Source organism: Streptomyces sp. NPDC102283, assembly GCF_044766265.1.
Classification (GTDB): Bacteria; Actinomycetota; Actinomycetes; order Streptomycetales; family Streptomycetaceae; genus Streptomyces.
In genome coordinates this window covers 104,694-130,114 of the sequence record NZ_JBIWLQ010000008.1, presented here as the reverse complement: position 1 = coordinate 130,114, position 25,421 = coordinate 104,694, and the positions used below count along the sequence as shown (strand labels likewise).

Annotated in this window: 23 protein-coding genes; 7 read left to right on the top strand and 16 right to left on the bottom strand. The window is 72.6% G+C overall.

Annotation, left to right across the window (positions count from 1 at the left end):
- The first annotated feature begins 8 nt into the window (after positions 1 to 8).
- The 4 genes from ACIRJT_RS17875 (at position 9) to ACIRJT_RS17860 (ending at position 3,937) form a co-directional block, all read left to right on the top strand.
- A complete protein-coding gene (locus tag ACIRJT_RS17875; protein ID WP_403910222.1) occupies positions 9 to 1,700 on the top strand; it encodes an AMP-binding protein in 1,692 nt (563 codons plus the stop codon).
- A gap of 4 nt (positions 1,701 to 1,704) precedes the next feature.
- A complete protein-coding gene (locus ACIRJT_RS17870) occupies positions 1,705 to 2,526 on the top strand; it encodes a PaaX family transcriptional regulator C-terminal domain-containing protein (protein ID WP_403910220.1) in 822 nt (273 codons plus the stop codon).
- A gap of 59 nt (positions 2,527 to 2,585) precedes the next feature.
- Positions 2,586 to 3,416, top strand: a complete 831-nt coding sequence (locus ACIRJT_RS17865; RefSeq protein WP_403910218.1) for a GNAT family N-acetyltransferase — start codon at positions 2,586 to 2,588, stop codon at positions 3,414 to 3,416.
- Positions 3,417 to 3,487: 71 nt separating this feature from the next.
- Entirely contained in the window at positions 3,488 to 3,937 is a 450-nt protein-coding gene (locus ACIRJT_RS17860; protein WP_403910589.1) for a hypothetical protein, read from the top strand.
- Here the strand turns inward: ACIRJT_RS17860 and ACIRJT_RS17855 are convergent.
- Together ACIRJT_RS17855 and ACIRJT_RS17850 are read right to left on the bottom strand one after the other, a co-directional pair.
- Positions 3,924 to 6,245, bottom strand: coding sequence for a bifunctional salicylyl-CoA 5-hydroxylase/oxidoreductase (locus tag ACIRJT_RS17855; RefSeq protein WP_403910587.1), 2,322 nt, complete (start codon positions 6,243 to 6,245; stop codon positions 3,924 to 3,926). The two genes, ACIRJT_RS17860 and ACIRJT_RS17855, sit on opposite strands and share 14 nt — an antisense overlap.
- Before the next feature lie 38 nt (positions 6,246 to 6,283).
- On the bottom strand, positions 6,284 to 7,111 hold the full coding sequence (locus tag ACIRJT_RS17850) for an enoyl-CoA hydratase family protein (protein ID WP_403910216.1): 828 nt from the start codon (positions 7,109 to 7,111) through the stop codon (positions 6,284 to 6,286).
- Positions 7,112 to 7,393: 282 nt separating this feature from the next.
- Between ACIRJT_RS17850 and ACIRJT_RS17845 the strand changes: the two genes are divergently transcribed.
- A complete protein-coding gene (locus tag ACIRJT_RS17845) occupies positions 7,394 to 7,843 on the top strand; it encodes an ATP-binding protein (protein ID WP_007452262.1) in 450 nt (149 codons plus the stop codon).
- Here ACIRJT_RS17845 and ACIRJT_RS17840 read toward each other — a convergent pair.
- The 11 genes from ACIRJT_RS17840 to ACIRJT_RS17790 all read right to left on the bottom strand — a co-directional run bounded on the left by ACIRJT_RS17840 (position 7,794) and on the right by ACIRJT_RS17790 (position 20,757).
- Positions 7,794 to 9,281 (bottom strand): amino acid permease, encoded by a 1,488-nt coding sequence (locus ACIRJT_RS17840; protein WP_403910214.1) that lies wholly within the window; start codon positions 9,279 to 9,281, stop codon positions 7,794 to 7,796. The two genes, ACIRJT_RS17845 and ACIRJT_RS17840, sit on opposite strands and share 50 nt — an antisense overlap.
- A gap of 227 nt (positions 9,282 to 9,508) precedes the next feature.
- Entirely contained in the window at positions 9,509 to 10,513 is a 1,005-nt protein-coding gene (gene argF, locus ACIRJT_RS17835; RefSeq protein WP_403910212.1) for an ornithine carbamoyltransferase, read from the bottom strand.
- Between the two features lie 115 nt (positions 10,514 to 10,628).
- Positions 10,629 to 11,864, bottom strand: a complete 1,236-nt coding sequence (locus tag ACIRJT_RS17830) for an arginine deiminase (RefSeq protein WP_403910210.1) — start codon at positions 11,862 to 11,864, stop codon at positions 10,629 to 10,631.
- A gap of 112 nt (positions 11,865 to 11,976) precedes the next feature.
- The gene (locus ACIRJT_RS17825) at positions 11,977 to 14,580 is read right to left on the bottom strand and encodes a polynucleotide kinase-phosphatase (protein WP_403910207.1); all 2,604 of its coding nucleotides are present in this window, start codon (positions 14,578 to 14,580) and stop codon (positions 11,977 to 11,979) included.
- Entirely contained in the window at positions 14,577 to 16,082 is a 1,506-nt protein-coding gene (locus ACIRJT_RS17820; protein WP_403910204.1) for a 3' terminal RNA ribose 2'-O-methyltransferase Hen1, read from the bottom strand. Before ACIRJT_RS17820 ends, ACIRJT_RS17825 begins: the two co-directional genes overlap by 4 nt.
- Positions 16,083 to 16,156: 74 nt before the next feature.
- A complete protein-coding gene (gene mmuM, locus ACIRJT_RS17815) occupies positions 16,157 to 17,074 on the bottom strand; it encodes a homocysteine S-methyltransferase (protein WP_403910201.1) in 918 nt (305 codons plus the stop codon).
- A 48-nt stretch (positions 17,075 to 17,122) separates the two neighbouring features.
- Positions 17,123 to 18,046 carry an LLM class F420-dependent oxidoreductase gene (locus ACIRJT_RS17810; RefSeq protein WP_403910198.1) on the bottom strand — a complete coding sequence of 308 codons (924 nt, stop codon included), beginning with the start codon at positions 18,044 to 18,046 and terminating at the stop codon, positions 17,123 to 17,125.
- A 152-nt stretch (positions 18,047 to 18,198) separates the two neighbouring features.
- Positions 18,199 to 18,693: a DUF6099 family protein gene (locus tag ACIRJT_RS17805; RefSeq protein WP_403910195.1), complete on the bottom strand. Its 495-nt coding sequence runs from the start codon at positions 18,691 to 18,693 to the stop codon at positions 18,199 to 18,201.
- A gap of 124 nt (positions 18,694 to 18,817) precedes the next feature.
- Positions 18,818 to 19,177 carry a nucleotide pyrophosphohydrolase gene (locus ACIRJT_RS17800; protein WP_403910192.1) on the bottom strand — a complete coding sequence of 120 codons (360 nt, stop codon included), beginning with the start codon at positions 19,175 to 19,177 and terminating at the stop codon, positions 18,818 to 18,820.
- A gap of 184 nt (positions 19,178 to 19,361) precedes the next feature.
- Positions 19,362 to 19,763: a cell division protein SepF gene (locus tag ACIRJT_RS17795; RefSeq protein WP_403910189.1), complete on the bottom strand. Its 402-nt coding sequence runs from the start codon at positions 19,761 to 19,763 to the stop codon at positions 19,362 to 19,364.
- Positions 19,764 to 19,959: 196 nt separating this feature from the next.
- On the bottom strand, positions 19,960 to 20,757 hold the full coding sequence (locus ACIRJT_RS17790) for a DeoR/GlpR family DNA-binding transcription regulator (RefSeq protein ID WP_403910185.1): 798 nt from the start codon (positions 20,755 to 20,757) through the stop codon (positions 19,960 to 19,962).
- Positions 20,758 to 20,986: 229 nt separating this feature from the next.
- On the opposite strand from ACIRJT_RS17790, the gene ACIRJT_RS17785 reads away from it, so the two are divergent.
- Together ACIRJT_RS17785 and ACIRJT_RS17780 are read left to right on the top strand one after the other, a co-directional pair.
- Positions 20,987 to 21,874 carry an SIS domain-containing protein gene (locus ACIRJT_RS17785; RefSeq protein ID WP_403910182.1) on the top strand — a complete coding sequence of 296 codons (888 nt, stop codon included), beginning with the start codon at positions 20,987 to 20,989 and terminating at the stop codon, positions 21,872 to 21,874.
- A gap of 14 nt (positions 21,875 to 21,888) precedes the next feature.
- Positions 21,889 to 22,554 carry a DedA family protein gene (locus ACIRJT_RS17780; protein ID WP_403910179.1) on the top strand — a complete coding sequence of 222 codons (666 nt, stop codon included), beginning with the start codon at positions 21,889 to 21,891 and terminating at the stop codon, positions 22,552 to 22,554.
- 73 nt (positions 22,555 to 22,627) lie between these two features.
- Here the strand turns inward: ACIRJT_RS17780 and ACIRJT_RS17775 are convergent, their stop codons facing one another.
- From ACIRJT_RS17775 to ACIRJT_RS17765, 3 genes are read right to left on the bottom strand one after another with little or no spacing between them, the layout of a single operon-like run.
- Positions 22,628 to 23,206, bottom strand: a complete 579-nt coding sequence (locus ACIRJT_RS17775) for a hypothetical protein (protein ID WP_403910176.1) — start codon at positions 23,204 to 23,206, stop codon at positions 22,628 to 22,630.
- A 58-nt stretch (positions 23,207 to 23,264) separates the two neighbouring features.
- Positions 23,265 to 24,341 carry a FecCD family ABC transporter permease gene (locus tag ACIRJT_RS17770; RefSeq protein ID WP_403910173.1) on the bottom strand — a complete coding sequence of 359 codons (1,077 nt, stop codon included), beginning with the start codon at positions 24,339 to 24,341 and terminating at the stop codon, positions 23,265 to 23,267.
- Positions 24,338 to 25,375 (bottom strand): FecCD family ABC transporter permease, encoded by a 1,038-nt coding sequence (locus tag ACIRJT_RS17765; RefSeq protein ID WP_403910170.1) that lies wholly within the window; start codon positions 25,373 to 25,375, stop codon positions 24,338 to 24,340. The genes ACIRJT_RS17770 and ACIRJT_RS17765 overlap by 4 nt, the downstream gene beginning before the upstream one ends.
- Between the last annotated feature and the right edge of the window lie 46 nt (positions 25,376 to 25,421).

Genomic DNA, 25,421 nt, shown 5'->3' with positions numbered 1-25,421 from the left:
GATCCTTCATGGAGCCGAATTCCTCGCCGAACACGCCCACAGCCGCCGCCGACGCGTCCGTACGCGTCCCCGGCGCGCATCCCGAACCGTCCGGGCACGCCGCGGGCGCCCACGCCGACACCTTCACGCGCGACCATCTCCCGCCGCCGGAACAGTGGCCGAAACTCCTCCTGGACGATCCCGCGCCGCACTACCCCGACCGGCTGAACTGCGGGCACGAGCTGCTGGACCGGACCGTCGAGGAACGGGGCGCGGACCGCCCCGCGCTGCTTTCCGGCGACGGGAGCGCGTGGAGCTACGGCGAGCTGCTGGAGACGGTGGACCGCATCGCCCATGTGCTCACGGAGGACCTGGGCGTCGTGCCGGGCAACCGGGTGCTGCTGCGCGGGCCGACGACGCCCTGGCTGGCCGCCTGCTGGCTCGCCGTCATGAAGGCGGGCGCGGTCGCCGTCACCGTACTGGCGCAGGCGCGCGCGGCGGAGCTGGCCACCATCTGCTCGCTGGCGCGGATCAGCCACGCCCTGTGCGACGCCCGTTCGGTGCGGGATCTGGCCGAGGCGGACGTGGACGGCCTGCGGGTCATCCTGTTCGGCGGGGAGGCGCCCGGGGACCTGACCCGGCTGGCCGAGGCCAGGACCGGGCCGTTCCGGGCGGTGGACACGGCCGCCGACGAGGTCGCGCTCATCGCGTTCACCTCGGGGACCACCGGGCGGCCCAAGGGCTGCATGCACCTGCACCGGGATCTCCTGGCCATCGCCGACACCTTCTCCCGGCACGTGCTGCGCCCCTCGGCCGACGACGTGTTCGCGGGCAGCCCGCCGCTGGGCTTCACGTTCGGCCTGGGCGGGCTGCTGGTCTTCCCGCTGCGGGCCGGGGCCTCGACGCTGCTGCTGGAGCAGGCGGGCCCGCGGCAGCTGCTGCCCGCCCTGGTCCGGCACCGGGTCTCGGTCCTCTTCACCGCTCCGACGGCCTACCGCACGATGCTCGGGCAGCTGGAGGGCCACGACCTCTCGGCACTGCGGCGCTGCGTGTCGGCCGGGGAGAACCTCCCCGGGGCGACCTGGCGGGCCTGGTTCGAGGCGACGGGGCTGCGCATCATCAACGGCATCGGGGCCACCGAACTGCTGCACATCTTCATCTCCGCCGCCGACGACGCGATCCGGCCGGGCACGACGGGGGTGCCCGTGCCGGGGTGGCAGGCCCGGGTGGTGGACGAGCACGGGGACGAACTGCCCGACGGCGAGCCGGGACTGCTGGCCGTGCGCGGGCCGGTCGGCTGCCGCTATCTCGCCGACCCCCGGCAGACGGAGTACGTCCGGCACGGCTGGAACATGACCGGCGACACCTTCGTCCGCGAGCCGGACGGCTACTTCCGCTACGTGGCCCGCGCCGACGACATGATCATCTCCTCCGGCTACAACATCGCGGGCCCCGAGGTGGAGGACGCCCTGCTGCGCCATCCGGAGGTCGCGGAAGCCGCCGTGGTGGGCCGGGCGGACGAATTGCGCGGCGAGATCGTGGTGGCGCACGTGGTGCTGCGGCACGGCTCGGAGCAGACCGCGGACTCGCTGCGCGCCCATATGAAGGCCAACCTGGCCCCGCACAAGTGCCCGCGCGTCTTCGTCTTCCAGGAAACCCTGCCGCGCACGGCCACCGGCAAACTCCAGCGGTTCCTGCTGCGGGACCAGGCCCTAGAGTGATCACGTGGCCGAGTTGCGCACCCCCCGTTCCCTGATCGTCACGCTCTACGGCGCCTACGGCCGCCCGCCGGACGGCGCCCCGTTCGCCGTGTCGGAGCTGATCCGTCTGCTGCACGCGGTCGGCGTCGACGCCCCCTCCGTGCGCTCCTGCGTCTCGCGGCTGAAGCGGCGCGGGCTGCTGGTGGCCGCCCGTGCGGCGGACGGTTCGGCGGGGTACGCGCTGTCGCCGGACGCCCGGCAACTGCTGGACGACGGGGACCGGCGGATCTACGGGCGGCCCGCACCGCGACTCTCCGACGGCTGGGTGCTCGCGGTGTTCTCCGTGCCCGAGGCGGAGCGCAACAAGCGCCATCTGCTGCGCTCCCGGCTGGCCCGGCTCGGCTTCGGCACGGCCACACCCGGGGTGTGGATCGCGCCGGCCGGGCTGTACGAGGAGACCCGGCACACCCTGGAGCGGCTCGGACTCGCCCCGTACGTGGACCTGTTCCGCGGCGAGCACCTCGGCTTCGCCGCCACCCGCGAGGCGGTGGCGCGCTGGTGGGACCTGGCGGCGGTGGCGCGGCTGCACCACGAGTTCCTGGAGCTGCACGAGCCGGTGCTGAAGGACTGGGAGGCGTCCGGGGACGCCGATGACGCGCCCCGCCCGCAGACCGCCTATCGGGACTATCTGCTGGCCCTGGACTCATGGCGGCAACTCCCCTACGCGGACCCGGGTCTGCCGTCGGAGCTGCTGCCCGGGGACTGGCCGGGTGGCCGGTCGGCGGAGGTGTTCGGCCGGCTGCACGAGCGGCTGCGGGACGCCGGGGAGCGGTACGTGAGGCCGTGACCCTCCGGCGGGGGTGAAATCCAGATGCCCCGGGCCCCGGCCCACGGGCAGGATGAGGCATGACCTGGACCTTCACGCACGACACCGGCACGTTCCTCGCCGCGGCCGGCGCGTCGCTCGCCGCGCGGCCCGTCGCGCACACGGTGGCGCTGACGGTCACCGAGCGGCTGAGCCGCAGCGGCCCGCACCACTACGGCGAGGGCGATCCGGTGCTCGGCTGGTGGCGCGGGGCGAACGGGTGGGTGGCGGGGACCGTGGTGCGCACTCCGCCGCATCCGGCACTGCTGAACTCCCTGCCCGCCCAAGCGGTGGGTCCGCTGGCCGACGCCCTGGGCGCGACCCCGGATCTGGACGCCGTCAACGTGGACCGGGACACCGCGGCGCTGCTGGCCGCCCGACTCCCCGGCTACCGGACCGAGGAGGAGCAGCGGCTGTACCGGCTGGGCCCGGCGCGAGCGCCCTTCCCCGCGCCGGAGGGCCGAGGCAGGGCGGCGACGCGGGCGGACCGGGCTCTGCTCGTGGAGTGGGTGCGCGGGTTCGCCGACGCGACCGGCCAGTCGAAGTCCTCGGCCGAGTGGCTGGTGGACGAGGGCACGGAACGCGGGGCGCTCACCCTCTGGGAGAGCGGTGGGGCTCCGGTGGCTCTCGCGGGGCGCTCCCGGATGCTGGCGGGCACGGTGCGGGTGACGTTGGTGTACACGCCGCCGGAGCTACGCGGCCGGGGGTACGCGGCCGCCGTGACGCACGAGGCCGGACGGGCCGCCCGGGAGGCGGGGGCGGCGGAGGTCGTGCTCTTCGCCGACCTCGCCAATCCGACGAGCAACGGCGTCTATCTGCGCATCGGCTACGAACCGGTGGCGGACCGGCTGCTGTTGAGGAGGAATCCGTGACGGAGCAGCCGACGGACGCGGAGCCCTCCGCGGCGGAGCCCACGGCCGAGGTGCCCGTGGCTGAGGAGACCGTGGCTGAAGTGCCCGTGGCGGCGGAGCCGTTGTGGCTCGTCGCCGCGAACGTGGTGCGGTGGCGGCGGTACGGGGACGGCGGGCAGGAACTGCGGCCCGGGACCAAGTCGTACCGGGGCGGGTCGAAGGTGCACGTCGTCGGCACCTACGGGGGCATGGGGCACGAGCAGTTGACCACCATCGGGCGCGGCCGGCACACCGGTGCCTACATCACCATCGACATGGCGACGCGCAATCTCCACACCTTCCGGCCCGTCGCGGTGTACAGCCCGGCGGTACTGCGCCGCGTGGCGGCGGTGGGCGTCGACGGGTCATGGGCCACGCGGGAACACGCCGAGGAGCTGTCCGCCCTGCTCGGGCGCCTGGCCCCGCGGTACCGCCAGGAGCACTGGCGCGGAGCGCCGCACCCGGTCCCCTGCCGGTGCCACGACTGCCTCAGCCCAGCGTGAGCCGGGGCTTGGGCCCGTCGGTGCGGCCGGTGGGCGGGGGGCGGCTGCCCGCGCCGTACGGAAGGGGCCAGGGTGCGCCGGGGCCGCTGTAGCCCTGTTCGGCCGCCGCGTGCAGGGTCCAGTGCGGGTCGTACAGATGCGGGCGGGCCAGGGCGCAGAGGTCGGCGCGGCCCGCCAGGAGCAGGGAGTTGACGTCGTCCCAGGAGGAGATCGCGCCGACCGCGATGACGGGGACGTCGACGGTGTTGCGGATCCGGTCGGCGTACGGGGTCTGGTAGGAGCGGCCGTACTCGGGGCGCTCGTCGGGCACGACCTGGCCGGTGGAGACGTCGATGGCGTCGGCCCCGTGGTCGGCGAAGGCGCGGGCGATCTCCACGGCGTCCTCCGCTTCCGTGCCGCCCTCGGCCCAGTCGGTGGCGGAGATCCGCACGGTCATCGGCCTCTCCCGCGGCCAGACTTCGCGTACGGCGTCGAAGACTTCGAGGGGGAAGCGGAGCCGTCCGGCGAGTGGTCCGCCGTGAGCGTCGGTGCGGTGGTTGGTGAGCGGGGAGAGGAAACCGGAGAGCAAGTAGCCGTGTGCGCAGTGGAGTTCGAGGAGATCGAAGCCGGAGTCGGCGGCGCGCCGGGCGGCCGCCACGAACTGCTCGCGCACGGCGTCCAGTCCGCTCCGGTCCAGCTCCGCGGGGACCTGGCTGACGCCTGGCTCGTACGGGAGCGGGGAGGCGGCCGCCAGCGGCCAGCCGCCGGTCTCCAGGGGCTGGTCGATGCCTTCCCACATCAGCTTCGTGGAGCCCTTGCGGCCGGAGTGGCCGAGCTGCACACCGATGGCGGCGCCGGGGGCACAGGTGTGGACGAAGTCGGTGATCCGCCGCCAGGCGGCGGCCTGTTCGTCGTTCCACAGGCCGGTGCAGCCGGGGGTGATGCGGCCCTCGGGGCTGACGCAGACCATCTCGGTCATGGTGAGTCCCGCACCGCCGAGCGCCCGGGCCCCGAGGTGCACGAGGTGGAAGTCGGCGGGCAGCCCGTCGACGGCGGAGTACATGTCCATGGGCGAGACGACGACGCGGTTGCGCAGTTCGAGGCCGCGCAGGCGCAGCGGGGTGAACATCGGTGGGGTGCCCGGCGGGCAGCCGAACTCCTCCTCGACGGCGGCGGTGAACGAGGCGTCGCGCAGCCGGAGGTTGTCGTGGGTGACCCGGCGGCTGCGGGTGAGCAGGTTGAAGGCGAAGCGGCGGGGCGGCTGGTCCACGTAGGTGGCCAACTCCTCGAACCAGCGCAGGCTGGCGGCGGCGGCGCGCTGGGTGGAGGCCACGACGGGGCGGCGCTCGGTCTCGTACGCGGCGAGGGCCGTCGACAGGTCCGGCTGTTCCTCGACGCAGGCGGCCAGCGCCAGGGCGTCCTCGACGGCGAGCTTGGTGCCGGAGCCGATGGAGAAGTGGGCGGTGTGGGCCGCGTCACCGATGAGCACGGTGTTGCCGTAGGACCAGCGGGAGTTGGCGACCGTACGGAAGGTGAGCCAGGAGGACCTGTTGCCGCGCAGCGGGCGGCCGCCCAGCGCTTCGGTGAAGAACTTGGCGCAGCGGGCGGTGGATTCGGCCGCGTCACCGGTGTCGAGCCCGGCTGCGCGCCAGACCTCCTCGCGCATCTCGACGATGACGGTGGAGGCGTCCGCCGCGTAGGGGTAGCCGTGCAACTGCATGACACCGTAGGGGGTTTCGGCGATCTCGAAGCGGAAGGCGTCGAGCGCGAAGTCAGCGGCGAGCCAGATGTAGCGGTTGCGGTGTTCGGTGACGCTCGGGCCGAAGGAGTCGGCGTGGGCCGCACGGGTGGCGCTGTGCACCCCGTCGGCGGCGATGACCAGGTCGTGGTGGGCGGCCAGCTCGGCGGCGGGCGGGGCCGGGGCGCGGAAGCGGAGGCCGACGCCGAGGGCGGCGCAGCGCTCGTGCAGGATCTCCAGGAGCCGGCGGCGGCCGAGGGCGGCGAAGCCGTGGCCACCGGAGGTGTGGGTCCGGCCGCGGTGGACGATGTCGATGGTGTCCCAGCGGACGAACTCGGCTCTCAGCGCGCGGTACACCTCGGGGTCGGCGTGCTCGATGGAGCCGAGGGTCTCGTCGGAGAGGACGACGCCGAAGCCGAAGGTGTCGTCGGGGGCGTTGCGCTCGAAGACGGTGACGGTACGGTCCGGGTCCAGCCGCTTGAGGAGGGCCGCGGCGTAGAGCCCGCCGGGGCCGCCGCCGATGACGGCGATCCGGCGCACGCGGTCCGGCACGGCGGCGCCGGGGCTCCGGATGGCTCCGGGGGCCGGCACGGCGGCTGCCTCCCCTGCCGCTCCGGGGGCCGGCACGGCTACCTCCCCTGCCACTTCGGGGGCCGCTTCTCGGTGAAGGCTGCGTGGAACTCGGCGTAGTCCTCGCCGTGCATCAGGAGGGCCTGGGTGTTGGCGTCCAGCTCGACGGAGGCGGCCAGCGGCATGTCCAGCTCGGCGGTGAGCAGGGCCTTGGTCTGGGCGAGCGCGAGGGCCGGTCCGTCGGCGAGGCGGCGGGCCAGCTCGGCGGCACGTTCGTCGGCCCTCCCCTCCTCGGCCAGTTCGCTGATCAGCCCGATCCGCTCCGCCTCGGGGGCGCGGACGGCGTCCCCGAGCATCAGGAGCCGGGTGGCGTGGCCGAGGCCGACGACCCGGGGCAGCAGGTAGGCCGCGCCCATGTCGCCGCCGGAGAGGCCGACCCGGGTGAAGAGGAAGGAGAAGCGGGCCGACGGGTCGGCGATCCGGAAGTCCGCCGCCAGGGCCAGCACGGCTCCGGCTCCGGCGGCGACGCCGTGGACGGCGGCGATGACCGGGAAGGGGCACTCCCGCAGGGCCCGGACGACCTGGCCGGTCATCCGGTTGAAGTCGAGGAGCTGCGCGGTGTCCATGGCCAGGGTGGCGCCGATGATCTCGTCGACGTCGCCGCCGGAGCAGAAGCCGCGCCCCTCTCCGGCGAGGACGAGGGCGCGGACGGAGCGTTCCCGGGAGAGCTCGGCGAGGAGGTCGCGCAGATCCGCGTAGGCGCCGAAGGTGAGCGCGTTGAGTTTCTCGGGGCGGGCGAATGTGACGGTGGCCACACCGTCGTCCCGGGTCAGCCGGAGATGGCGCCATTCCTCGGCGCTCGGGGCCGAGCTGGGAAACGGGCTCATGGAGGGGTCCCCTTCAGCGATCGGGCTGGTGCCGGCCGTGCGCGGGTCGCGTTCCGCCTCCGAAGTTATCACCCCTGCGTGACCGCCGTCACGAGGTCGCAATACAGCATCCATGAGACTGTTGTGGCGAAAGTCCCCTTTGCTCCGGCCGACCGCCTCTATGGCCGGCCCGGAGCGGTTCGTAAAGTTGAAACCAGGAAGTCCCGACACGAGTACCGCGTGAACCCCAGAAGTCGAGACCTCCCGCTTCGAGGAAGACCCGCTCCCGAACGGAACCCTGCCGTGCCGCCCGACGTCCCCGTCCCCGCTTCCTGGCGCATCGCCCTGCCGCACTCCACCGCGGCCGTGCCGATCGCCCGCGCCCTCATCCGTACGGCACTGTCGGACATCGACGCCCCGGCCGACAGCGACACCGCCGAGCTGCTGACCGCCGAGCTGGTGGCCAACGCGGTCGAGCACACGCTGGGCGGTGAGCCCATCGAGCTGGTCGTGGAGCTGCTGCCCACCGGCTGCCAGGTCGAGGTGCACGACCGCGACCCCGCTCCGCCGGGCGACCTGTCCCGGCCGCAGCCGGGCTTCGAGGTCGATCCCTGGCAGGAGCACGGCCGCGGCCTGCTGCTGATCCGGACCCTCAGCTCCGCGTGCGGTCACCGCACCACGGAGCACGGCAAGGCCGTCTGGTTCACGCTTCCGGCGATACCGGCGCAGCCGGGTCCGTCCCCGGGGAGCTGACCAGCCGGGAGCGGCGCCGCCCGTAGCCGGCGTACAGCAGCGAGCCGACGGCGAGGAAGACCGCGAACTGGACCCAGGTCGTCCAGCCGGTCCCGTACATCAGATACAGGCAGAACGCGACGCCCAGCAGCGGGCTCACCGGGTAGAGCGGCACCCGGAAGGTCCGCTTGAGCCCGGGGGCGCTCCGCCGGAGCACCACCACCGCGACATTGACGGCGACCATCGTGGCGAGCGTGCCGATGGTCGTCAGGTTCACGACGACGTCGAGCGGGACGAACGCGGCCGGGACCGCGAAGACGCAGGCCACGATCCAGGTGTTGGCGACCGGGGTGTGGGTCCTGGGCGAGACCCGCTCGAAGACGCGCGGGATGAGACCGTCGCGGGACATCGACATGAGGATGCGGGTCTGCCCGTACATCACGGCGAGCACCACCGAGGCGATGGCGACGACCGCGCCGAAGGCGATGATGCCGCCGCCGACCGTGGAGTCGGTGACCTGGTTGACGGCGATCGAGAGGGCCGCGCTCTTGTTCGCGACGGCGTCCGAGCCGATCGCGCCGATGGCCGAGAGCGCCACCGCGCAGTAGAGCAGGGTGACGACGCCGATGCAGACCAGGATGGCGATGGGGATGTTCCGCCGGGGGTTCTTGACCTCTTCGCCCGCGGTGGTGATGGCGTCGAAACCGATGTAGGAGAAGAACGCCAGTGAGGCGCCGGCGGTGATGCCGCCGAGCCCGTGGGTCGCGAACGGCATGAGGTTGTCGTCCTGGAAGGCGCTGAACGCCACGGCGCAGAACGCGACCAGGATGCCGATCTTGAGGATCGCCATGGCGGCGGTCGCGGTGGCGCTCTCCCGGACACCGCGCACCAGCAGCGCGGCGGCCATGGCGATCACGACGACCGCGGGCAGGTTGACCACACCGCCGTCGGCGGGACCGGCGGACAGGGCCTCGGGGATTTCCCAGCCGATCACGCTGTTCAGCAGTTCGTTGACGTACTGGCTCCAGCCCACCGCGACGGCGGAGACCGACACGCCGTACTCCAGCAGCAGGCACCAGCCGACGAGGAACGCGGTGCGCTCGCCGAGGGCCGCGTACGCGAAGGAGTACGAGCTTCCGGAGACCGGGATGGCGCTGCCCAGCTCCGCGAAGGACAGGGCGGTGAAGATGCAGGTGATCGCGGCGAGGACGAACGAGATCACGACGGCGGGGCCGGCCTCGGCGACGCTGTCGGACAGCCCCACGAAGATGCCGGTGCCGACGATCGCGCCGACTCCGAAGCAGACGAGCTGGAAGAGGCCCATCGTGCGCTTGAGGCCGTGGCCCTCCAGGTCGGCGCCGGACTCGGCGATGAGCTGATCGGGACTCTTGCGGCGCAGCCCCGGCTTCGAGGGGCCGGGGCGCTGCGGGGTGCCGGAAGCCGGCATACCGGTGCTCATGCGGGACGTTCTCATCTCTGGTGGTGCAGTGGGGGGACGTTTCCCGGTGTGCACGGCGGCCGTGGGGACCGCGGGCGGCACATGGGAAGGGGTCCGGGCAATCGCGAGCCCGAACCCCACCAAGAGGCGACATGCTAGCCACCACCACGCATGTTCACCCAATCGGGTGTATGAGCATGCGAACCCCTGCGCCGTATCCGTACCTGAACCCGTCAGTGCCGGCGGGGCTACTTCCCTGCGAGCGTCGCCACCAGCACGGCCTTGATCGTGTGCATCCGGTTCTCCGCCTGGTCGAAGACGACCGAGTGCGCGGACTCGAAGACCTCGTCGCTGACCTCCAGCTCGGTCAGCCCGTACCGGGCGTGGATGTCCCGGCCGACCTGGGTGCCGAGGTCGTGGAAGGCGGGCAGGCAGTGCAGGAACTTCACGTCCGGGTTGCCGGTGGCCCGCAGGACGTCCATCGTCACGGCGTAGGGCCCGAGAGCGGCGATGCGCTCGGCCCACACCTCCTTGGGCTCTCCCATGGAGACCCAGACGTCGGTGGCGACGAAGTCGGCGCCCCGGACGCCCTCGGCGACGTCACCGGTGAGGGTGATCGTGGCGCCGCTGGCCTCGGCCAGCTCCCGGGCCCGCGCCACGACGGCGTCGTCCGGCCAGTACGCCTCGGGGGCGACGATCCTGACGTCCAGACCGAGCAGGGCGCCGGTGATCAGGTAGGAGTTGCCCATGTTGAAGCGGGCGTCGCCGAGGTAGGCGAAGGCCGTCCCCGTGACGGGCCCCTCGCGGAACTCGGCCATGGTGAGCACGTCGGCGAGCATCTGGGTCGGGTGCCAGTCGTCCGTGAGGCCGTTGAAGACCGGCACCCCGCCGTACGCGGCCAGCTCCTCGACCGACCGCTGACTGTCGCCCCGGTACTCGATCCCGTCGAACATCCGGCCGAGCACCCGGGCGGTGTCCTTCACGGACTCCTTGTGGCCCATCTGGGAGCCCGACGGGTCGAGGTAGGTGGTGGAGGCGCCCTGGTCGGCGGCGGCGACCTCGAACGCGCAGCGCGTACGGGTCGAGGTCTTCTCGAAGATCAGCGCGATGTTCTTCCCGCGCAGCCGCTGGACCTCGGCCCCGGCCTTCTTGGCCGCCTTGAGCTCGGCGGCCAGGGAGACCAGGCCGAGAAACTCCTCGGAGGTGAAGTCCAGCTCCTTGAGGAAGTGGCGGCCGGTGAGGTCTATGGCCATGATGACTGCTCCTGGGGGTCGGACGGGGATCGGCGCACTGCGCGGGCAGAACTGGAAGTCTATACGATCCATCGCATCCCTATACAGGGGTCAGAGGTCGCGTTCCGTCCGCCCGTCACGCCACGGGGTCCCGCTCCACCGGGCAGCTCATACAGCGCGGCCCGCCACGCCCCCGGCCCAGCTCGCTGCCCCGGATCTCGATCACCTCGATGCCCTGCTTGCGCAGATAGGTGTTGGTCGTGGCGTTGCGCTCGTACGCGACGACGACCCCGGGCTCGACCGCGAGCACGTTGCAGCCGTCGTCCCACTGCTCGCGCTCGGCCGCGTGCACGTCCTGGGTGGCGGTGAGCACCCGGATGGAGTCGAGGCCGAGGGCGGCGGCCATGGCGCGGTGCATGTGCTCGGGCGGATGGTCGGTGACCTTCAGCTCGCGGGGGCCGTTGCCGGGCTCGATGGTGTACGAGCGGAGCATGCCAAGACCGGCGTACTGGGTGAACGTGTCGCCGTCGATCATCGTCATCACCGTGTCCAGGTGCATGAACGCCCGGGCCTTGGGCATGTCGAGCGCCACGATCGTGCGTGCCGAGCCGGCGTCGAAGAGGCCCCGGGCCAGCATCTCCACGGCCTGCGGCGTGGTCCGCTCGCTCATCCCGATGAGGACCGCACCCTGCCCGATGACCAGCACGTCACCGCCCTCGATGGTGGAGGGATAGTCGTCCTGGCCCTCCGACCAGTGGTGGAAGGCGCCCGCCTGAGGGCCGGTGAACAGGGGATGGTGCCGGTAGATCGCCTCGAAGTGGACGGTCTCACGCTGCCGGGCGGGCCAGCGCATCGCGTTGATGGAGACCCCGTCGTAGATCCAGGCCGAGGTGTCCCGGGTGAAGAGGTGGTTCGGCAGCGGGCCGAGCAGGAAGTCGTCCAGGTCCATCACGTGGAAGCGGACGGAGGTCGGCTCGCTGTGCCGCTCCAGGAACTCCCGCTTGGTCATGCCGCCGACCAGCGCCTCCGCCAGCTCCTGTGAGGACAACTCCTCGAAGGCGGCCCGCAGATGCTCGGTGGCGAGCGGACCGTACTCCTTCTCGTCGAAGACCCGGTCGAGCACGAGCCGCCGGGCGACCGGGATGTCGAGGGACTCGCGCAGGAGATCGCCGAAGAGGTGCACGGCGACCCCCCGGTCGCGCAGCACGTCGGCGAACCCGTCGTGCTCCTCCCTGGCGCGGCGCACCCACAGGACGTCGTCGAACAGGAGGGCGTCCTTGTTCCTGGGGGTGAGCCGCTTCAGCTCCAGATCGGGGCGGTGCAGTATGACGCGGCGCAGCCGCCCGGCTTCGGAGTCGACGTGGAATCCCATGCCTTCATCCTCACCGCGCGGAGCGCCGTTCACCCCGCGAATCGCCTACGGGTTGGGTCCAGGGGGTGCCCGGCGGATCCTGGCCGGGTCCACGACGCCGGACACCCCTGGCTCAGAGCCGGGGGTCCACCGGCTCCGACTCCAGGGCCAGGACGGCGAACACCGCCTCGTGGACCCGCCACAGCGGCTCGCCCTCCGCCAGCCGGTCCAGCGCCTCCAGACCGAGCGCGTACTCCCGCAGCGCCAACGAGCGCTTGTGGCCGAGGAACCGGGAGCGCAGGCGCTCCAGATTGTCCGGGCGGGTGTATTCGGGGCCGTAGACGATGCGGAGATACTCCCGGCCGCGCACCTTGACGCCGGGCTGGACGAGCCGGCCCCCGGCGTCCCGGACGAGGGCCCCGAGCGGCTTGACGACCATGCCCTCGCCGCCCCGCGCGGTCATCTCCAGCCACCAGTCCACGCCCGCGCGGACGGAGGCCTCGTCCCCGGTGTCGACGACGAGCCGGCGGGTGACCTGGAGCAGCCCGGTCGGGTCGTGCTCCACGAGCCGGTCCAGCCGGGCGAGCTGCTCGTCGTGCGGCACGGAGGCCAGGGAGCGGCCCTGGACGGCGAGGACCTGGAACGGGGCGAGCCGCACCCCGTCCAGCCCCTCGGTGGTCCAGCAGTAGCGCCGGTACGCCTCGGTGAACGCGGCCGCGTCCCCGGCGCGGGCCCGCTGGAGTCCGGCGAGGCCCGCCACCTCGACGCCCCGGGCGACCGCCTGGTCCAGGGCGGCGACGGCCGGCGGGAAGACCGCGCCGGCCGCCGCGCCGACAGCGGCGTACTGCGAGCGCAGCAAGCCGCCGGCCTTGAGCGACCACGGCATCAGCTCGGCGTCCAGGAGCACCCAGTCGGTGTCCCACTCCTCCCAGAGCCCGGCGGCGGCGACGGCGGTACGGAGCCGGTCCAGGACCGCCTCGGTCATCGCCGTGTCGTCCAGGAACGGGCGCCCGGTCCGGGTGTACAGCGCGCCGGTGGGGCCCGCCGTGCCGAAGCGCGCGGTCGCGGCCCCCGCGTCCTTGCAGACCAGGGCGACGGCCCGGGAGCCCATGTGCTTCTCCTCGCACACGACCCGCTCCACGCCGTCTCCGGCGTACTGCGCGAAGGCCTCGGCCGGGTGCTCCAGGAAGCCGTCCTCGCGGGAGGTGGCGGTGGGCGCCATGGTGGGCGGGAGGTAGGCGAGGAGCCGCGGGTCGACGGCGAACCGGCTCATCACTTCGAGCGCGGCGGCGGCGTTCTCCTCGCGCACGGCGACGCGGCCCAGGTGCCGGGTCTCCACGACCCTGCGGCCCTGGACGTCGGCGATGTCCAGCGGCCGGCCCTCCCGGCCCCCGGGCGCCTCGCTGGTCAGCGGCTTGACGGGCTCGTACCAGACCTTCTCGGCGGGTACGTCGACCAGTTCGCGCTCCGGATAGCGCAGCGCGGTCATCCTCCCGCCGAAGACGGCCCCCGTGTCCAGGCAGATGGTGTTGTTGATCCAGGAGGTGGTGGGCACCGGGGTGTGGCCGTAGACCACGGTGGCGCGGCCCCGGTACTCCTCGGCCCACGGGTAGCGCACGGGCAGCCCGAACTCGTCGGTCTCCCCCGTCGTGTCCCCGTACAGCGCGTGCGAGCGGACCCGGCCGGAGGTGCGGCCGTGGTACTTCTCGGGCAGCCCGGCGTGAGCGACCACCAGCTTGCCGTCGTCCAGGACGTAGTGGCTGACCAGCCCGTCGATGAACGCCCGCACCTGGCCCCGGAACTCGGGATGCTCGGCGTCCTCGCGCTCCAGCTGCTCGACGGTCTCGGCGAGCCCGTGGGTGAGCTGGACCTTGCGGCCCGCGAGGTAGCGGCCGAGCTTGTTCTCGTGGTTGCCGGGGACGCAGAGGGCGTTGCCCGCCGACACCATGGACATGACGCGGCGCAGCACGCCGGGGCTGTCGGGGCCCCGGTCCACGAGGTCGCCGACGAACACGGCCGTACGCCCTTCGGGGTGGGCGCCGTCCACGTAACCGAGCTTGCCGAGCAGGGTGTCCAGCTCGGAGCGGCAGCCGTGGATGTCCCCGATGATGTCGAACGGGCCGGTGAGGTGGCGCAGGTCGTTGTAGCGGCGCTCCAGGACCACCTCGGCGCTCTCCGCCTCCGCCTCGGTGCGCAGGACGTGCACCTTGCGGAAGCCCTCGCGCTCCAGGCCGCGCAGGGAACGCCGCAGCTCGCGGCGGTGCCGCTGGATGACGTGGCGCGGCATGGAGGCCCGGTCGGGGCGGGTCGCGTTGCGGGCGGCGCAGACGTCCTCGGGGAGGTCGAGGACGATGGCGATGGGCAGGACGTCGTGCTTCCGGGCCAGCTGGACGAGCTGCTTGCGGCTCTCGGACTGGACGCTGGTGGCGTCGATCACGGTGAGCCGCCCCGCCTCCAGGCGCTTGCCGGCGATGTAGTGCAGGACGTCGAAGGCGTCGCGGCTGGCGCTCTGGTCGTTCTCGTCGTCGGCGACCAGTCCCCGGCAGAAGTCCGAGGAGACGATCTCGGTCGGCTTGAAGTGCCTGCGGGCGAAGGTGGACTTACCCGATCCGCTGGCGCCGATGAGGACGACGAGGGAGAGGTCGGTCACCGGCAGCCTGCGCGCTGCCGTGGCGGCGGTAGCGGTGGCGGTGGCGGTGGCGAATTCTGTACCGGCGTCGCTGTGGTCGTTGGTCATGCGGCTTCTGCCTCCTTCGTCTTCCCGCTCGCCTTCCCGGCCGTTCCGGTGGTCGTGGTGGTGTCGGTCCGGGTGAACACGGCCATCTGGGTCGGCGGCCCCACCTCGGGGTCGTCCGGCCCGACGGGCACGTACCGGACGGCGTATCCGTGCCGCTCGGCGACCTGCCCGGCCCAGTCCCGGAACTCGGCCCGGTTCCACTCGAACCGGTGGTCCCCGTGCCGGACGTGCCCGGCCGGGAGGGTCTCCCAGCGGACGTTGTACTCGACGTTCGGCGTGGTCACGAGCACCGTCCCCGGTCGCGCCGCGCCGAACACCGCGTACTCCAGGGCGGGCAGCCGGTCCAGGTCCAAGTGCTCGATCACCTCACTGAGAACGGCGGCGTCATATCCCGCCAGCCGCTTGTCCGTGTAGGTCAGCGAACCCTGCCGCAGGGTGACCCGGTCCGCCTGGCGCTCGCCCATCCGGTCCAGCTTCAGCCGCCGCGAGGCGATGGTGAGGGCGCGCATCGAGACGTCGACGCCCACGATCTCGGTGAAGCGCACGTCCTTGAGGAGTGCCTGCACCAACTGGCCCTGTCCGCAGCCGAGGTCGAGCACCCGGCTCGCCCCCGCGGCGCGCAGCGCGTCGAGGATCGCGGTGCGCCGGTGCTCTGCGAGCGGGACCGGCTTCTCCTCGGTGTCGGTGCTCTCGTCCACCGCGTTGTCGACGCATCCCACGTCGAGGTCGTCCGACTCCGCGAGCCGCACCAACTCCAGGGCCTGGTCGGCCTGGCGGGTGAGCCCCCAGCGGTGGGACAGATAGCGCCGGGTGATCAGCTGCCGCTCGGGGTGGCCGGCCAGCCAGCCCTCCCCCGCGCGCAGCAGCTTGTCCACCTCGTCGGGCGCGACCCAGTAATGCTTGGCGTCGTCGAGCACCGGGAGCAGGACGTAGAGCTGCCGCAGCGCGTCGGCGAGCCGCAACTCGCCCTCCAGCACCAGGCGTACGTAGCGGGAGTCGCCCCAGGCGGGGAACTCCTCGTCCAGCGGTACGGCCGTGACGTCGACCCGCGACCAGCCGAGCGGCGCGAACAGCTTCCGCACCAGCTCGGCGCCGCCCCTGGCGGGCAGGGCGGGCACCTCGATCCGCAGCGGCAACGGGCTCCCTGCCCGCTCGGGCATGGCCCGGCAGACACCGCCGAGCGCGGACGTGAACACGGCGGCGAGGGCGACCGACAACAGCGAGGACGCCGCGTAGGGGCGGTCGTTGACGTACTGCGCGAGCGCCGCGTCGGGCGCGCCTCCCCGGCCCTTGCCCTTGCCGCGCCGCACCAGCGCCACCGGATCCACTTCCAGCAGGAGTGCGGCCGTGCAGCGCTCGGCGGACGCCTCGGGATAGAAGACGTGCGCGGAGCCGTGCGAGGTGGAGAACGCCTGCGCCTTGTCGGGATGCTTGTGCAGCAGGAAGCCCAGGTCCGTGGCAGGACGTTCAGGGGTGCCGGTCGTACCGATTGTCAGGAACACCTGTCCGAGTATGATCCTCGCCTCCTGCCCTCACCAGGCAATTTCGCCCGCACCTCAGCCTTGTGCGACAGGCTTCAGCGCTCCAGTCGGCCGGCCAGCTCCGTGATGAGGTCCGGCCCCACCCGGCAGCAGCCTCCGACGAGCCTGGCCCCCGCCCGCGTCCAGGCCCGCACCCGCCCGGGGTCGAAGGTGCCGCGCCCGGACCACCCCCGCGCTCCGGCGTCCCACCCCTCCCCACTGTTCGGGTAGACCACGGCGGGCCTTCCCGTGACCGCCACCGCCTGCTCCACCGCCCCCTGCGCCTCCTCCGGATCGCAGCAGTTGACCCCGACCGCGAGAACGGATTCCCGCCCCGCCGCCACCGCGAACGCCTCCTCCAGCGGCTGGCCGGCCCGGGTCCGGCCGCCCGCCACGCTGTACGAGAGCCAGTAGGGCAGTCCTGTCTCCTCGGCCACCCGGACCAGCGCCTCCGCCTCGTCCAGGTCCGGCACCGTCTCCAGCGCCAGGGCGTCCGGCCCCGCAGCCGCCAGCGCCGCCACCCGGGGGCGGTGGAAACGCTCCAGCTCCCGGACGCTCAGCCCGTAGCGGCCCCGGTACTCACTGCCGTCCGCGAGCATCGCGCCGTACGGTCCGACCGACGCGGCGACCCAGGTCTCCCGCCCGGGGCCGGCCCGGCGCGCCGCGTCGGCGGCGCCCCTGGCCAGCCCCACGCTGCGGGCGAGCAGGGCCCCGGTCCCTGCCCGGTCGATCCCGTACCGCCCGAACCCTTCGAAGGTGGCCTGATAGCTGGCCGTGATGAGCACCCGCGCGCCCGCCCGGAGGTAGGCGAGGTGAGCGGCCTCGATCTGTTCCGGCGCGTCCGCCAGCAACCGGGCCGACCACAGTGCGTCGGACAGATCGCAACCCTGCGCCTCCAGTTGGTTGGAGAGCCCGCCGTCCAGCAGGACGGGCCCGGCCTCCAGCGCGTCGGCGAGCGTGCGGACGCCGCTCACAGCCGCCTCCTCGTCAGGTCAGGTCAGGTCAGGTCAGGTCAGGTCAGGTCAGGTCAGCTGGGACTGGATCTGCGAGGAGATCAGTTCCAGATGGTCCAGGTCGTCCAGGTCGAGGACCTGGAGGTAGATCCTCGACGAGCCGATCGCCGCGTAGGCGCCGATCTTGTCGACCACCTCGGCGGGCGAACCCGCCAGCCCGTTCGCCTTGAGCTCCTCCACGTCCCGGCCGATGGCCGCCGCGCGCCGGGCGACCTCGGCGTCGTCCTTGCCCGTGCAGACGATCAGCGCGTTGGAGTACACGAGGTCGTCCGGCGAGCGCCCGTGGGTCTGCGCGGCGGCCCGGACCCGGCCGAACTGCTTCTCGCTGTCCTCCAGCGAGGCGAACGGGATGTTGAACTCGTCCGCGTACTGCGCGGCGAGCCGCGGGGTGCGCGTCGCACCGTGGCCGCCGATCAGGACGGGCACCTTCGCCTGGGCGGGCTTGGGCAGCGCGGGCGAATCGGTGAGCTGGTAATACGTCCCGTCATAGCTGAAGGTCTCGCCGACCTCCGTCGCCCACAGGCCCGTGATGATCGCGAGCTGCTCCTCCAGGCGGCCGAACTTCTCCTTCGGGAACGGAATGCCGTAGGCCTTGTGCTCCTCCTCGAACCAACCTGCTCCCAGCCCCAGGTCGACCCGGCCGCCGGACATCCGGTCGACCTGGGCCACCTGGATGGCCAGCACGCCCGGCAGCCGGAACGTGCCGGCGGTCATCAGCGTGCCGAGCCGGATCCGCCGGGTCTCGCGCGCCAGTCCTGCCAGGGTGATCCAGGCGTCGGTCGGCCCGGGCAGACCGTCGCCGGAGCCCATGCGGAGATAGTGGTCGGAGCGGTAGAAGGCGTCGAAGCCCAGGTCCTCGGCGGCCTTGGCGACGGTGAGCAAGGTGTCGTAGTCGGCCCCTTGCTGGGGCTCGGTGAAGATGCGAAGATCCATGCCCTCCATCCTGCCCCTCCGGCGCCCGGTCCCGCCCACCAGCCCGGCCGGACCTCCCCCGCATCTCCCCGTTTCTTCCCGCGCCTCCCCTGCCGCCCCCTGCCGTCCCCTCAGGCCGTCGCCTCCCCTCTCGGCTGCCCGCCGCCCTCCCCTCAGGGCCCCGCCGCCGATGCCGCGGGGCCGCGTATGCCGCCGTAGGGGCCGTCGCGCTCCCTCTCCGCCAGCCGCCTCAGCATCCCGTGCACGCGTTCCAACGATTCGTCGGCCGCGTCCATGGCCTCGATGCACTGCCAGTACAGACCGTCCTCCCCCGTGTCGCAGGCCACCCCGACCAGGGCGATCCCGGCCTCGCCGAGCAGCAGCGCGAGCCCGGCCAGGACCGGCCGCACATCGGCGATCCCCGACAACTGGGCTGCCCTGGCACCGCCGGAGAGCACCGTCGGGTGGTCCAACGCCGAGCATCCGGCGCCGATCTCCCCCAGCGCCCGCGCCTCGCTCCGTAATTCCACCGGGCCGTACAGCGCCAGCCGACTGCCGATCGCCCGGGCCAGCGCCTGCGCCTGCCAGGCCTCCGCCATGACGTCCAGCGCACCCCGGCTGTCCGCCAGAGCCCGCCGCCCCGCCTCGATGAGTCGCTCCGCTTCCATGCGTCTCCCCCGTCCGTACGAAAACCCGCTCACCTCATTCATTACCCACAGTGAGGTAGACAGCACCGTAAGGCCAGAGGAAATCGGAAATCTGTGGACAGGAAGTCGACTGTGGATATCCCACTCACTCCGAAGAGTGACGATCGAGAGGTTCCGGAGCGCCCGGCAGGGGGAAGCGCTTCTCGTTCCGCTCCAACTTGGCCGCCAGCGCCACCGTCGGATCGATGCCCAATACCTCGCAGAACTGCAGCAGATAGGCGAGCACGTCCGCCACCTCGTCGGCGACCCGGTGGGCCGATGCGGGGCTCTCCATGATCCCCGCCGACTGTTCGGGCGTCAGCCACTGGAAGATCTCCAGCAGTTCGGAGGCCTCGACGCTGAGCGCGGCCGCCAGGTTCTTCGGGGTGTGGTACTGCCCCCAGTCGCGCGCCGCCGCGAACGCGGCCAGCCGCCGCTGGAGTTCTGCCACATCGATGTCTGTCACGGCCCCAGGTCTATCACCGGCCACCGACAGCGCCTCCCCCGCGCGCCACCCGGCAGGGAGGACGGCACGGAGGGCGAGGACGGTGACGGCGCGGCCGGGGGCGGCGGTCCGGTCCGGCTGCCGCCCCGACTGCCGCTTCCTCCTACCGGCCGAGGCCCGCGGGCTACCGGCCGAGACCCGCGGGCTACTGCGCGAGCCCCGCGGGCGTGACCCCTTCGACCTCCATGCCGACCGGCGCGAGCAGGAAGACATTGCGGTCGACGCGGTGCATGCCGCTGCCGAGGCCGAAGACCACACCGCTGCTGAAGTCGAGGATCCGCTTCGCCACGTCCGTTTCCGCCGCCGTCAGGTCGAGCAGCACCGGAACCTGGGCGACCAGGTACTCGGCGACCTCGCGCGCGTCCGCGAAGACCTGCACCCGCAGCACGACGAGGCGCCGCTGTTCGGCCGCGCGCTCGCCCGGGACGGTGCGGTGGTCGATCCGGGACGGCCACTCGTCACGGCCGCGCAGCGGTACGACCTGTGCGAGTCCCTCCCACTGTTCGTCGGTGGCGTCGTATCTGTCATACCTGTCGTACCTGCTCACAGGGCCACCCCGTCGTCGAGCCGGTCGGGTTCCCGCCGGCTGCACTCACTGTTCATCGGGCAATCCTCTCGCCCCTCACCCGTTCGGCGTACCAGCGACACGGCGAAGTCTCCGTCCGTGTCGCTTCCGGTACCCGAAGGACACCGGTTCATGACGACCCGCGCCCCTCGGACGGCGATGAGCCACGCCACACGGATCAGACCGTGATGACCTGGACCCCCGCCTCACCGAAGCGGTTCTTCGCCTCCGCGCCGATGCGGGAGTCGGTGACCAGGACGTCGACCAGCCCGAGGTCGCAGACCCGGGCGAACGCCCGCTTGCCGATCTTCGACGAGTCGGCCGCCACGACCACCCGCTGGGCCCGCTCCGCGAGCAGCCGGTTGACGCTGGCCTCGCCCTCGTGGTGGACGTAGGCGCCCCGTTCGATGTCGATGGCGTTCACCCCGAGGACGGCGACGTCCAGGGTGATCTCGTTCATCACGCCGACGGCGAGCGGGCCCGTCAGCTCGTACGACTGGGGCCTCGCGACCCCGCCCGTCACGACCATCTTGATCTGCGGCCGGATCGCCAGCTCGCTCGCGATGTTGAGGGCGTTCGTCACCACGGTCAGCGTCGGCTGCCCGCCCGCCACCGTCGTCTCGCCCACGATGTCCGGGCGTACCGCGAGCGCCCTGGCCACCTCGGTCACGGTCGTTCCGCCGGTCAGGCCGACGACCTCGCCGACGGCGACCAGGCCGGACACGGCGCGGCCGATGGCCTGCTTCTCCGGCGCGTGCCGGCCCGTCTTGTAGCGGAGCGCCAGTTCGTAGGAGACTCCGTGCGCGACCGCGCCGCCCCTGGTGCGGGTGAGCAGGTGCTGTTCGGCCAGCTGGTCCAGGTCGCGGCGGATGGTGGCGGCCGAGACGTCGAGCGCCGTCGCCGCCTCCTCGACGTCCACCCTGCCGTGCTTGCCGACCAGTTCCAGCAGCGCGTCCCACCGGGCGTCCCTGGACAAGAGCGTCTCCTCACCGTCCGGCGCGGGCACCGCGTTTCGCGGGAACGCGGTCGCCGGTGGCCGGACCGCCGCAAGCGTCGCACAGGGCCTCCCGGGAGCCCTTCACCCACCTGCGGCTTGCTTGTTTTTGCTCGATAACTGCATGTAACGTGCAGAATTCTACATGCGGGCTGATCGGCCCAGCTCAGCCCCGTTCCCGTGGTCCACCTCGTTCCCGTGGAGTGCAGACGTGTCGTATGCCGAGACCGAGACAGCCAGTCAGCCCGCCTGCTGGCGGCGCGCCGCCGCCTTGGCGGGCGGCCCCGAGGCCGCCGCCCTGCCCGTCGCGGGCGAGCGGATCGCGGTCGTCGGCTGCGGTACCTCCTTCTACATGGCGCAGGCCTACGCCGGGCTCCGCGAGGGCTCCGGCCAGGGTGAGTCGGACGCCTTCGCCGCTTCCGAGTTCCCCTCCGGCCGCGGCTACGACCGCGTCGTCGCGCTGACCCGCTCGGGGACCACGACCGAGGTGCTGGAGCTGCTGGAGCGGCTGCGGGGCACCTCCCGCACGGTGGCCGTCACGGCCGATCCCCAGACCCGGGTCAGGGCGGCGGCCGACGACCTCGTCGTCCTGGACTTCGCCGACGAACGCTCGGTCGTCCAGACGCGCTTCGCCACGACCGCCCTCACCCTGCTGCGGGCCCACCTCGGCCTGCACTCCGAGGCCGTGGTCGCGGACGCGGAGACCGCACTGGCCCAGCCGCTGCCCGACGGGCTGCTCGGGAGCACCCAGTTCTCCTTCCTCGGGCGGGGGTGGACGGTCGGGCTGGCCCATGAGGCGGCGTTGAAGATGAAGGAGGCGTCGCTTTCCTGGACGGAGTCCTATCCCGCCATGGAGTACCGCCACGGGCCCATCAGCGTCTCCACCGCGGGAACCGCGACCTGGATGTTCGGCGAGGCCCCCGAAGGCCTGCCCGAGCAGGTGCGGGCGACGGGCGCCCAATGGGTGGACGGCGCCCTCGACCCGCTGGCCGATCTCGTACGCGTACAGCGCCTCGCCCTGGCCCGTGCGGCCGCGCGGGGGCTCGACCCGGACCAGCCGCGCCATCTGAGCCGCTCGGTGGTGCTCGACGGGGCCTGAGGGACCATGGACACATGCACCTGACCCTGTCAGCCGCTCGGGAACCGCTCGCCGCCCCGGATCCGCAGGGGGGCGTCGTCGGCTGGGCCACCGGGCTGGTGGAGACCTTCGGCGGTCCCGGCGCGGGTGCGGCCATCGCGCTGGAGAACCTGTTCCCGCCGCTGCCGAGCGAGGTCATCCTGCCGCTGACCGGGTTCGCCGCCTCGCAGGGGGTGCTCAGCATCGCCTCGGCGCTGTTCTGGACGACGCTCGGCTCGGTCGTCGGCGCGGTGGTCCTGTACGGGATCGGAGCCGTGTTCGGCAGGGAGCGGATGCACGCCTGGTGGGCGAAGCTGCCGCTGGTGAAAGCCTCCGACCTGGTGCGGACGGAGGAGTGGTTCGCCCGGCACGGCACCAAGGCGGTGCTGCTGGGCCGCATGGTGCCGGTGTTCCGGAGCCTGATCTCGGTGCCCGCGGGCGTCGAGCGCATGCCGCTGCCGGTGTTCGTCGGGCTGACGACGGCGGGCAGCCTGGTGTGGAACACCGTGCTCGTGATGGCCGGCTACTGGCTCGGCGACCAGTGGGACGTGGTCGGGGCGTACGTCGGCGTCGTGTCCAGGATCGTGCTGGCACTGGCCGTGGTCGCCCTGGTCGGTTACGTCGCGATGCGCGTCCGGGACCGCAACCGCGAGCGGCCCTGACGGCGCTGCCGGCCACGGCAACGCAGGCCGACTCCCGTGAGACACCCCGGCGGGGTGTCTCACGGGAGTCGGCTCAGGACTCCTCGAAGTAGGCGTCCAGGACGGTGTCCAGCTCGGCCGGCCAGCTCTTGAGCTCGGCGCGGCTCGCCGCCTCGACCTCGGCGTTGAACCAGCGGCGGCTCGACAGATGGACGGTCACCGTGAACCGGCGGCCGAAGCGCGCCGGGGTGGTCTCCACCGCGCCGATCTCCTCCCAGTGGAACTCGGCCTCCTGGTCGTCGAGCGTGAAACGGACGCCTTCCCGGGCCACCCGGATCGAACCGCGCCGGTCGCTGACCTCGAAGACCGGGCCCTCCTCGACGGCATCGCCCTCGCTCTCTGCCTTGCCGTCGCTCTCGGCCCTGCCCTCCGCCGTGGCGTCGCCCGCCGCCGATTCCGTTTCCTGGTCGGCTTCGGCCTCCGCAACGGCCGCGGCGGCCTCGTCGTCGCGGTCCGTCTCCGACTCCGGAGCAACGTCCTCCGGACCGGCCTCCGATTCCGGTTCGGGCTTCCGGGTCGCGACGGGCGCCGCCAGTCCGGGCAGGGGGATGAACGCCGGGTCGGTGCCTGCGGCGAACTCGGGCTTCTTGTTCGAATCTATGCTCTGCTCCACGGCGGGCAGTATGGTCGACGAACCTGTACGTGACCAGTCGTCACCGCCCCGACGCCGCTCAGAGCACGCCCTTGCGCCATTCCCGTACCAGCAGATAGCCGAGGTACGCGCCGCCGATCGCCATGGTGTAGATCCCGACCGGCAGGTCGTCGAAGAGCGCCAACTGCTGGGAGCAGAGGTCCGCGAGCACCAGCAGCAGGCCGCCGGTGAGGGCGGAGAGCAGCAGGTGCGGGCCGGAGCCGCGGGTGAGGCGTCTGGCGATCTGGGGCGCGGTCAGGGCGATGAAGGCGATGGGTCCCGAGACGCTGACCGCGGCGGCCGAGAGGGCGATGGCCAGGACCACGGCCAGCGTCTTGGCCTTCTTCGGCTCGGAGCCGAGCCCCTCGGCGATGTCGTCACCCATCTCGCCGATGTCGAGCCGCCGGGAGATCAGCGCGGTCAGCGGGGCGGCGACGAGCAGCACCAGCCAGATGGTGGTGGCGTCGGTCCAGGAGCGAGCGGTCAGGCTGCCGTTGACGTAGGCGGTGAGGACGGAGGCCTTGTCGCGTTCCAGGGCGTAGACGACGTACTGGGTGACGGCCGCGCCCATCGCGGCGACGCCGATCCCGGCGATGACGAGCCGGGCGGGGTTGCGGAAGCCGGTGCCGGTGGAGACGTACACGAGGGCCATCGCGAGGATCGCGCCGAGGAGCGCCCCGATGGCGACCGGGACCGTGCCGGGGAACATCAGGGCGCAGATCGCCGCGCCCGCGCCCGCCCCGGCGGAGAGCCCGATGACGTCCGGGCTGCCGAGCGGGTTGCGGGTGACGGACTGGAACAGCGCGCCGGAGAGGCCGAGCGCCGCGCCGACCCCGATGGCGACGGTGAGACGGGGGCCGCGCAGCCGGTTGAAGACGAACCGGTCCTTGCCCTCGGCGTCGCCGACGAGCGCCGCGGGCAGGTCGGCGAGGTCGATGCCGAGGCGCCCCCAGGCCAGCGTCGTGACGGCGGCCGCGAGGAGGAGGACGAAGAGCCCGGCACCCGCGAACACGGAGGCCCGGCGCACGGGTATCGCCACGGTGCGGCCGACGACCAGATAGCCGCGGGGCGCCTTGGGAGCCTTGCGTACGGGGGCGGTCTGTTCGGTGACGGTCATGAGGTGCCCCGCATCCTGCGTACGGCGATGAGCAGCGCGGGTGCGCCGATGAAGGCGGTGACGACGCCGACCATGAGTTCGGTGGGGCGCATGACGACCCGGCCCACCACGTCCGCGAGGAGCAGGAGGGTGGGGCCGAGCAGGGCGGAGAAGAGGATCTGGGCGCGGAAGTCGACGCCGACCAGGGCCCGTACGACGTGCGGGACGGCGAGGCCGACGAACGCGATCGGGCCGACGGCGGCGGTCGCGGCGGCGCTGAGCAGCGTGGCGGCGAGCAGTCCGCCGCCCCGGGTACGCCCGGGGTGCGAGCCGAGTGCGACGGCGGTGGCGTCGCCGAGGGCCAGGGCGTTGAGGCCGGGACCGAGGGCGAGGGCGAGCAGGAAGCCGATGGCGGCGAAGGGCAGGACGGACCAGAAAACGTCGAAGTCCCGGCCGCCGAGCGCTCCGACGACCCAGTAGCGGTAGCTGTCGAAGACCTGCGGTTTGCTGAGGGTCACCGCCTGGATGAACGCCATGAGTACGGCGGTGAGCACGGCCCCGGCGAGCACCAGGCGCACCACGCTCGTCCCCGTACCGGCGGAGCCGATGACATGGACGAGGACGCCGGCGACCAGTGCTCCGGGCAGCGCCCACCACATGGTGTCGGTGGCGCCGGAGGCCCCGAGCCAGGCGGTCGCGGCGACGATGCTCGCGGAGGCGCCGGCGTTGATGCCGAGGAGGCCCGGTTCGGCCAGCGGATTGCGCGAGACGCCCTGCATGAGGGTGCCCGCGACCGCGAGGCAGAGTCCGGCGAGGACGCCGAGGACGGTGCGCGGGTAGCGGCTCTCGACGATGACGGTGATGTTGGGGTCGGCGGTGCCTCCGAGGACGTCGACGACCTCACCGAGCGAGGTGCTGCGGCTGCCGAACATGACGCTCGCGCAGAGCGCGACGGCCAGCGCGGCCAGGCCGAGGAGCAGGAGGAACGCCAGCCGAGCGGCGCCGGTACGGGAGGTACCGGCGCCGCTCGGCGGTGCGACCGTGGTGGTTGCCATGGGAGAGGAGTGTGCCTTGTGGGCTCGGCGGTCCGGATACCGGTCC

Excerpts from the sequence above, each read along its gene's own strand:
- ACIRJT_RS17875 (WP_403910222.1), top strand. The coding sequence starts at position 9 with ATGGAGCCGAATTCCTCGCCGAACACGCCCACAGCCGCCGCCGACGCG.
- ACIRJT_RS17865 (WP_403910218.1), top strand. The coding sequence starts at position 2,586 with ATGACCTGGACCTTCACGCACGACACCGGCACGTTCCTCGCCGCGGCC.
- ACIRJT_RS17850 (WP_403910216.1), bottom strand. The coding sequence starts at position 7,111 with ATGAGCCCGTTTCCCAGCTCGGCCCCGAGCGCCGAGGAATGGCGCCAT.
- ACIRJT_RS17840 (WP_403910214.1), bottom strand. The coding sequence starts at position 9,281 with ATGAGCACCGGTATGCCGGCTTCCGGCACCCCGCAGCGCCCCGGCCCC.
- argF (WP_403910212.1), bottom strand. The coding sequence starts at position 10,513 with ATGGCCATAGACCTCACCGGCCGCCACTTCCTCAAGGAGCTGGACTTC.
- ACIRJT_RS17830 (WP_403910210.1), bottom strand. The coding sequence starts at position 11,864 with ATGGGATTCCACGTCGACTCCGAAGCCGGGCGGCTGCGCCGCGTCATA.
- ACIRJT_RS17825 (WP_403910207.1), bottom strand. The coding sequence starts at position 14,580 with ATGACCAACGACCACAGCGACGCCGGTACAGAATTCGCCACCGCCACC.
- ACIRJT_RS17810 (WP_403910198.1), bottom strand. The coding sequence starts at position 18,046 with ATGGATCTTCGCATCTTCACCGAGCCCCAGCAAGGGGCCGACTACGAC.
- ACIRJT_RS17805 (WP_403910195.1), bottom strand. The coding sequence starts at position 18,693 with ATGGAAGCGGAGCGACTCATCGAGGCGGGGCGGCGGGCTCTGGCGGAC.
- ACIRJT_RS17780 (WP_403910179.1), top strand. The coding sequence starts at position 21,889 with ATGCACCTGACCCTGTCAGCCGCTCGGGAACCGCTCGCCGCCCCGGAT.
- ACIRJT_RS17770 (WP_403910173.1), bottom strand. The coding sequence starts at position 24,341 with ATGACCGTCACCGAACAGACCGCCCCCGTACGCAAGGCTCCCAAGGCG.
- ACIRJT_RS17765 (WP_403910170.1), bottom strand. The coding sequence starts at position 25,375 with ATGGCAACCACCACGGTCGCACCGCCGAGCGGCGCCGGTACCTCCCGT.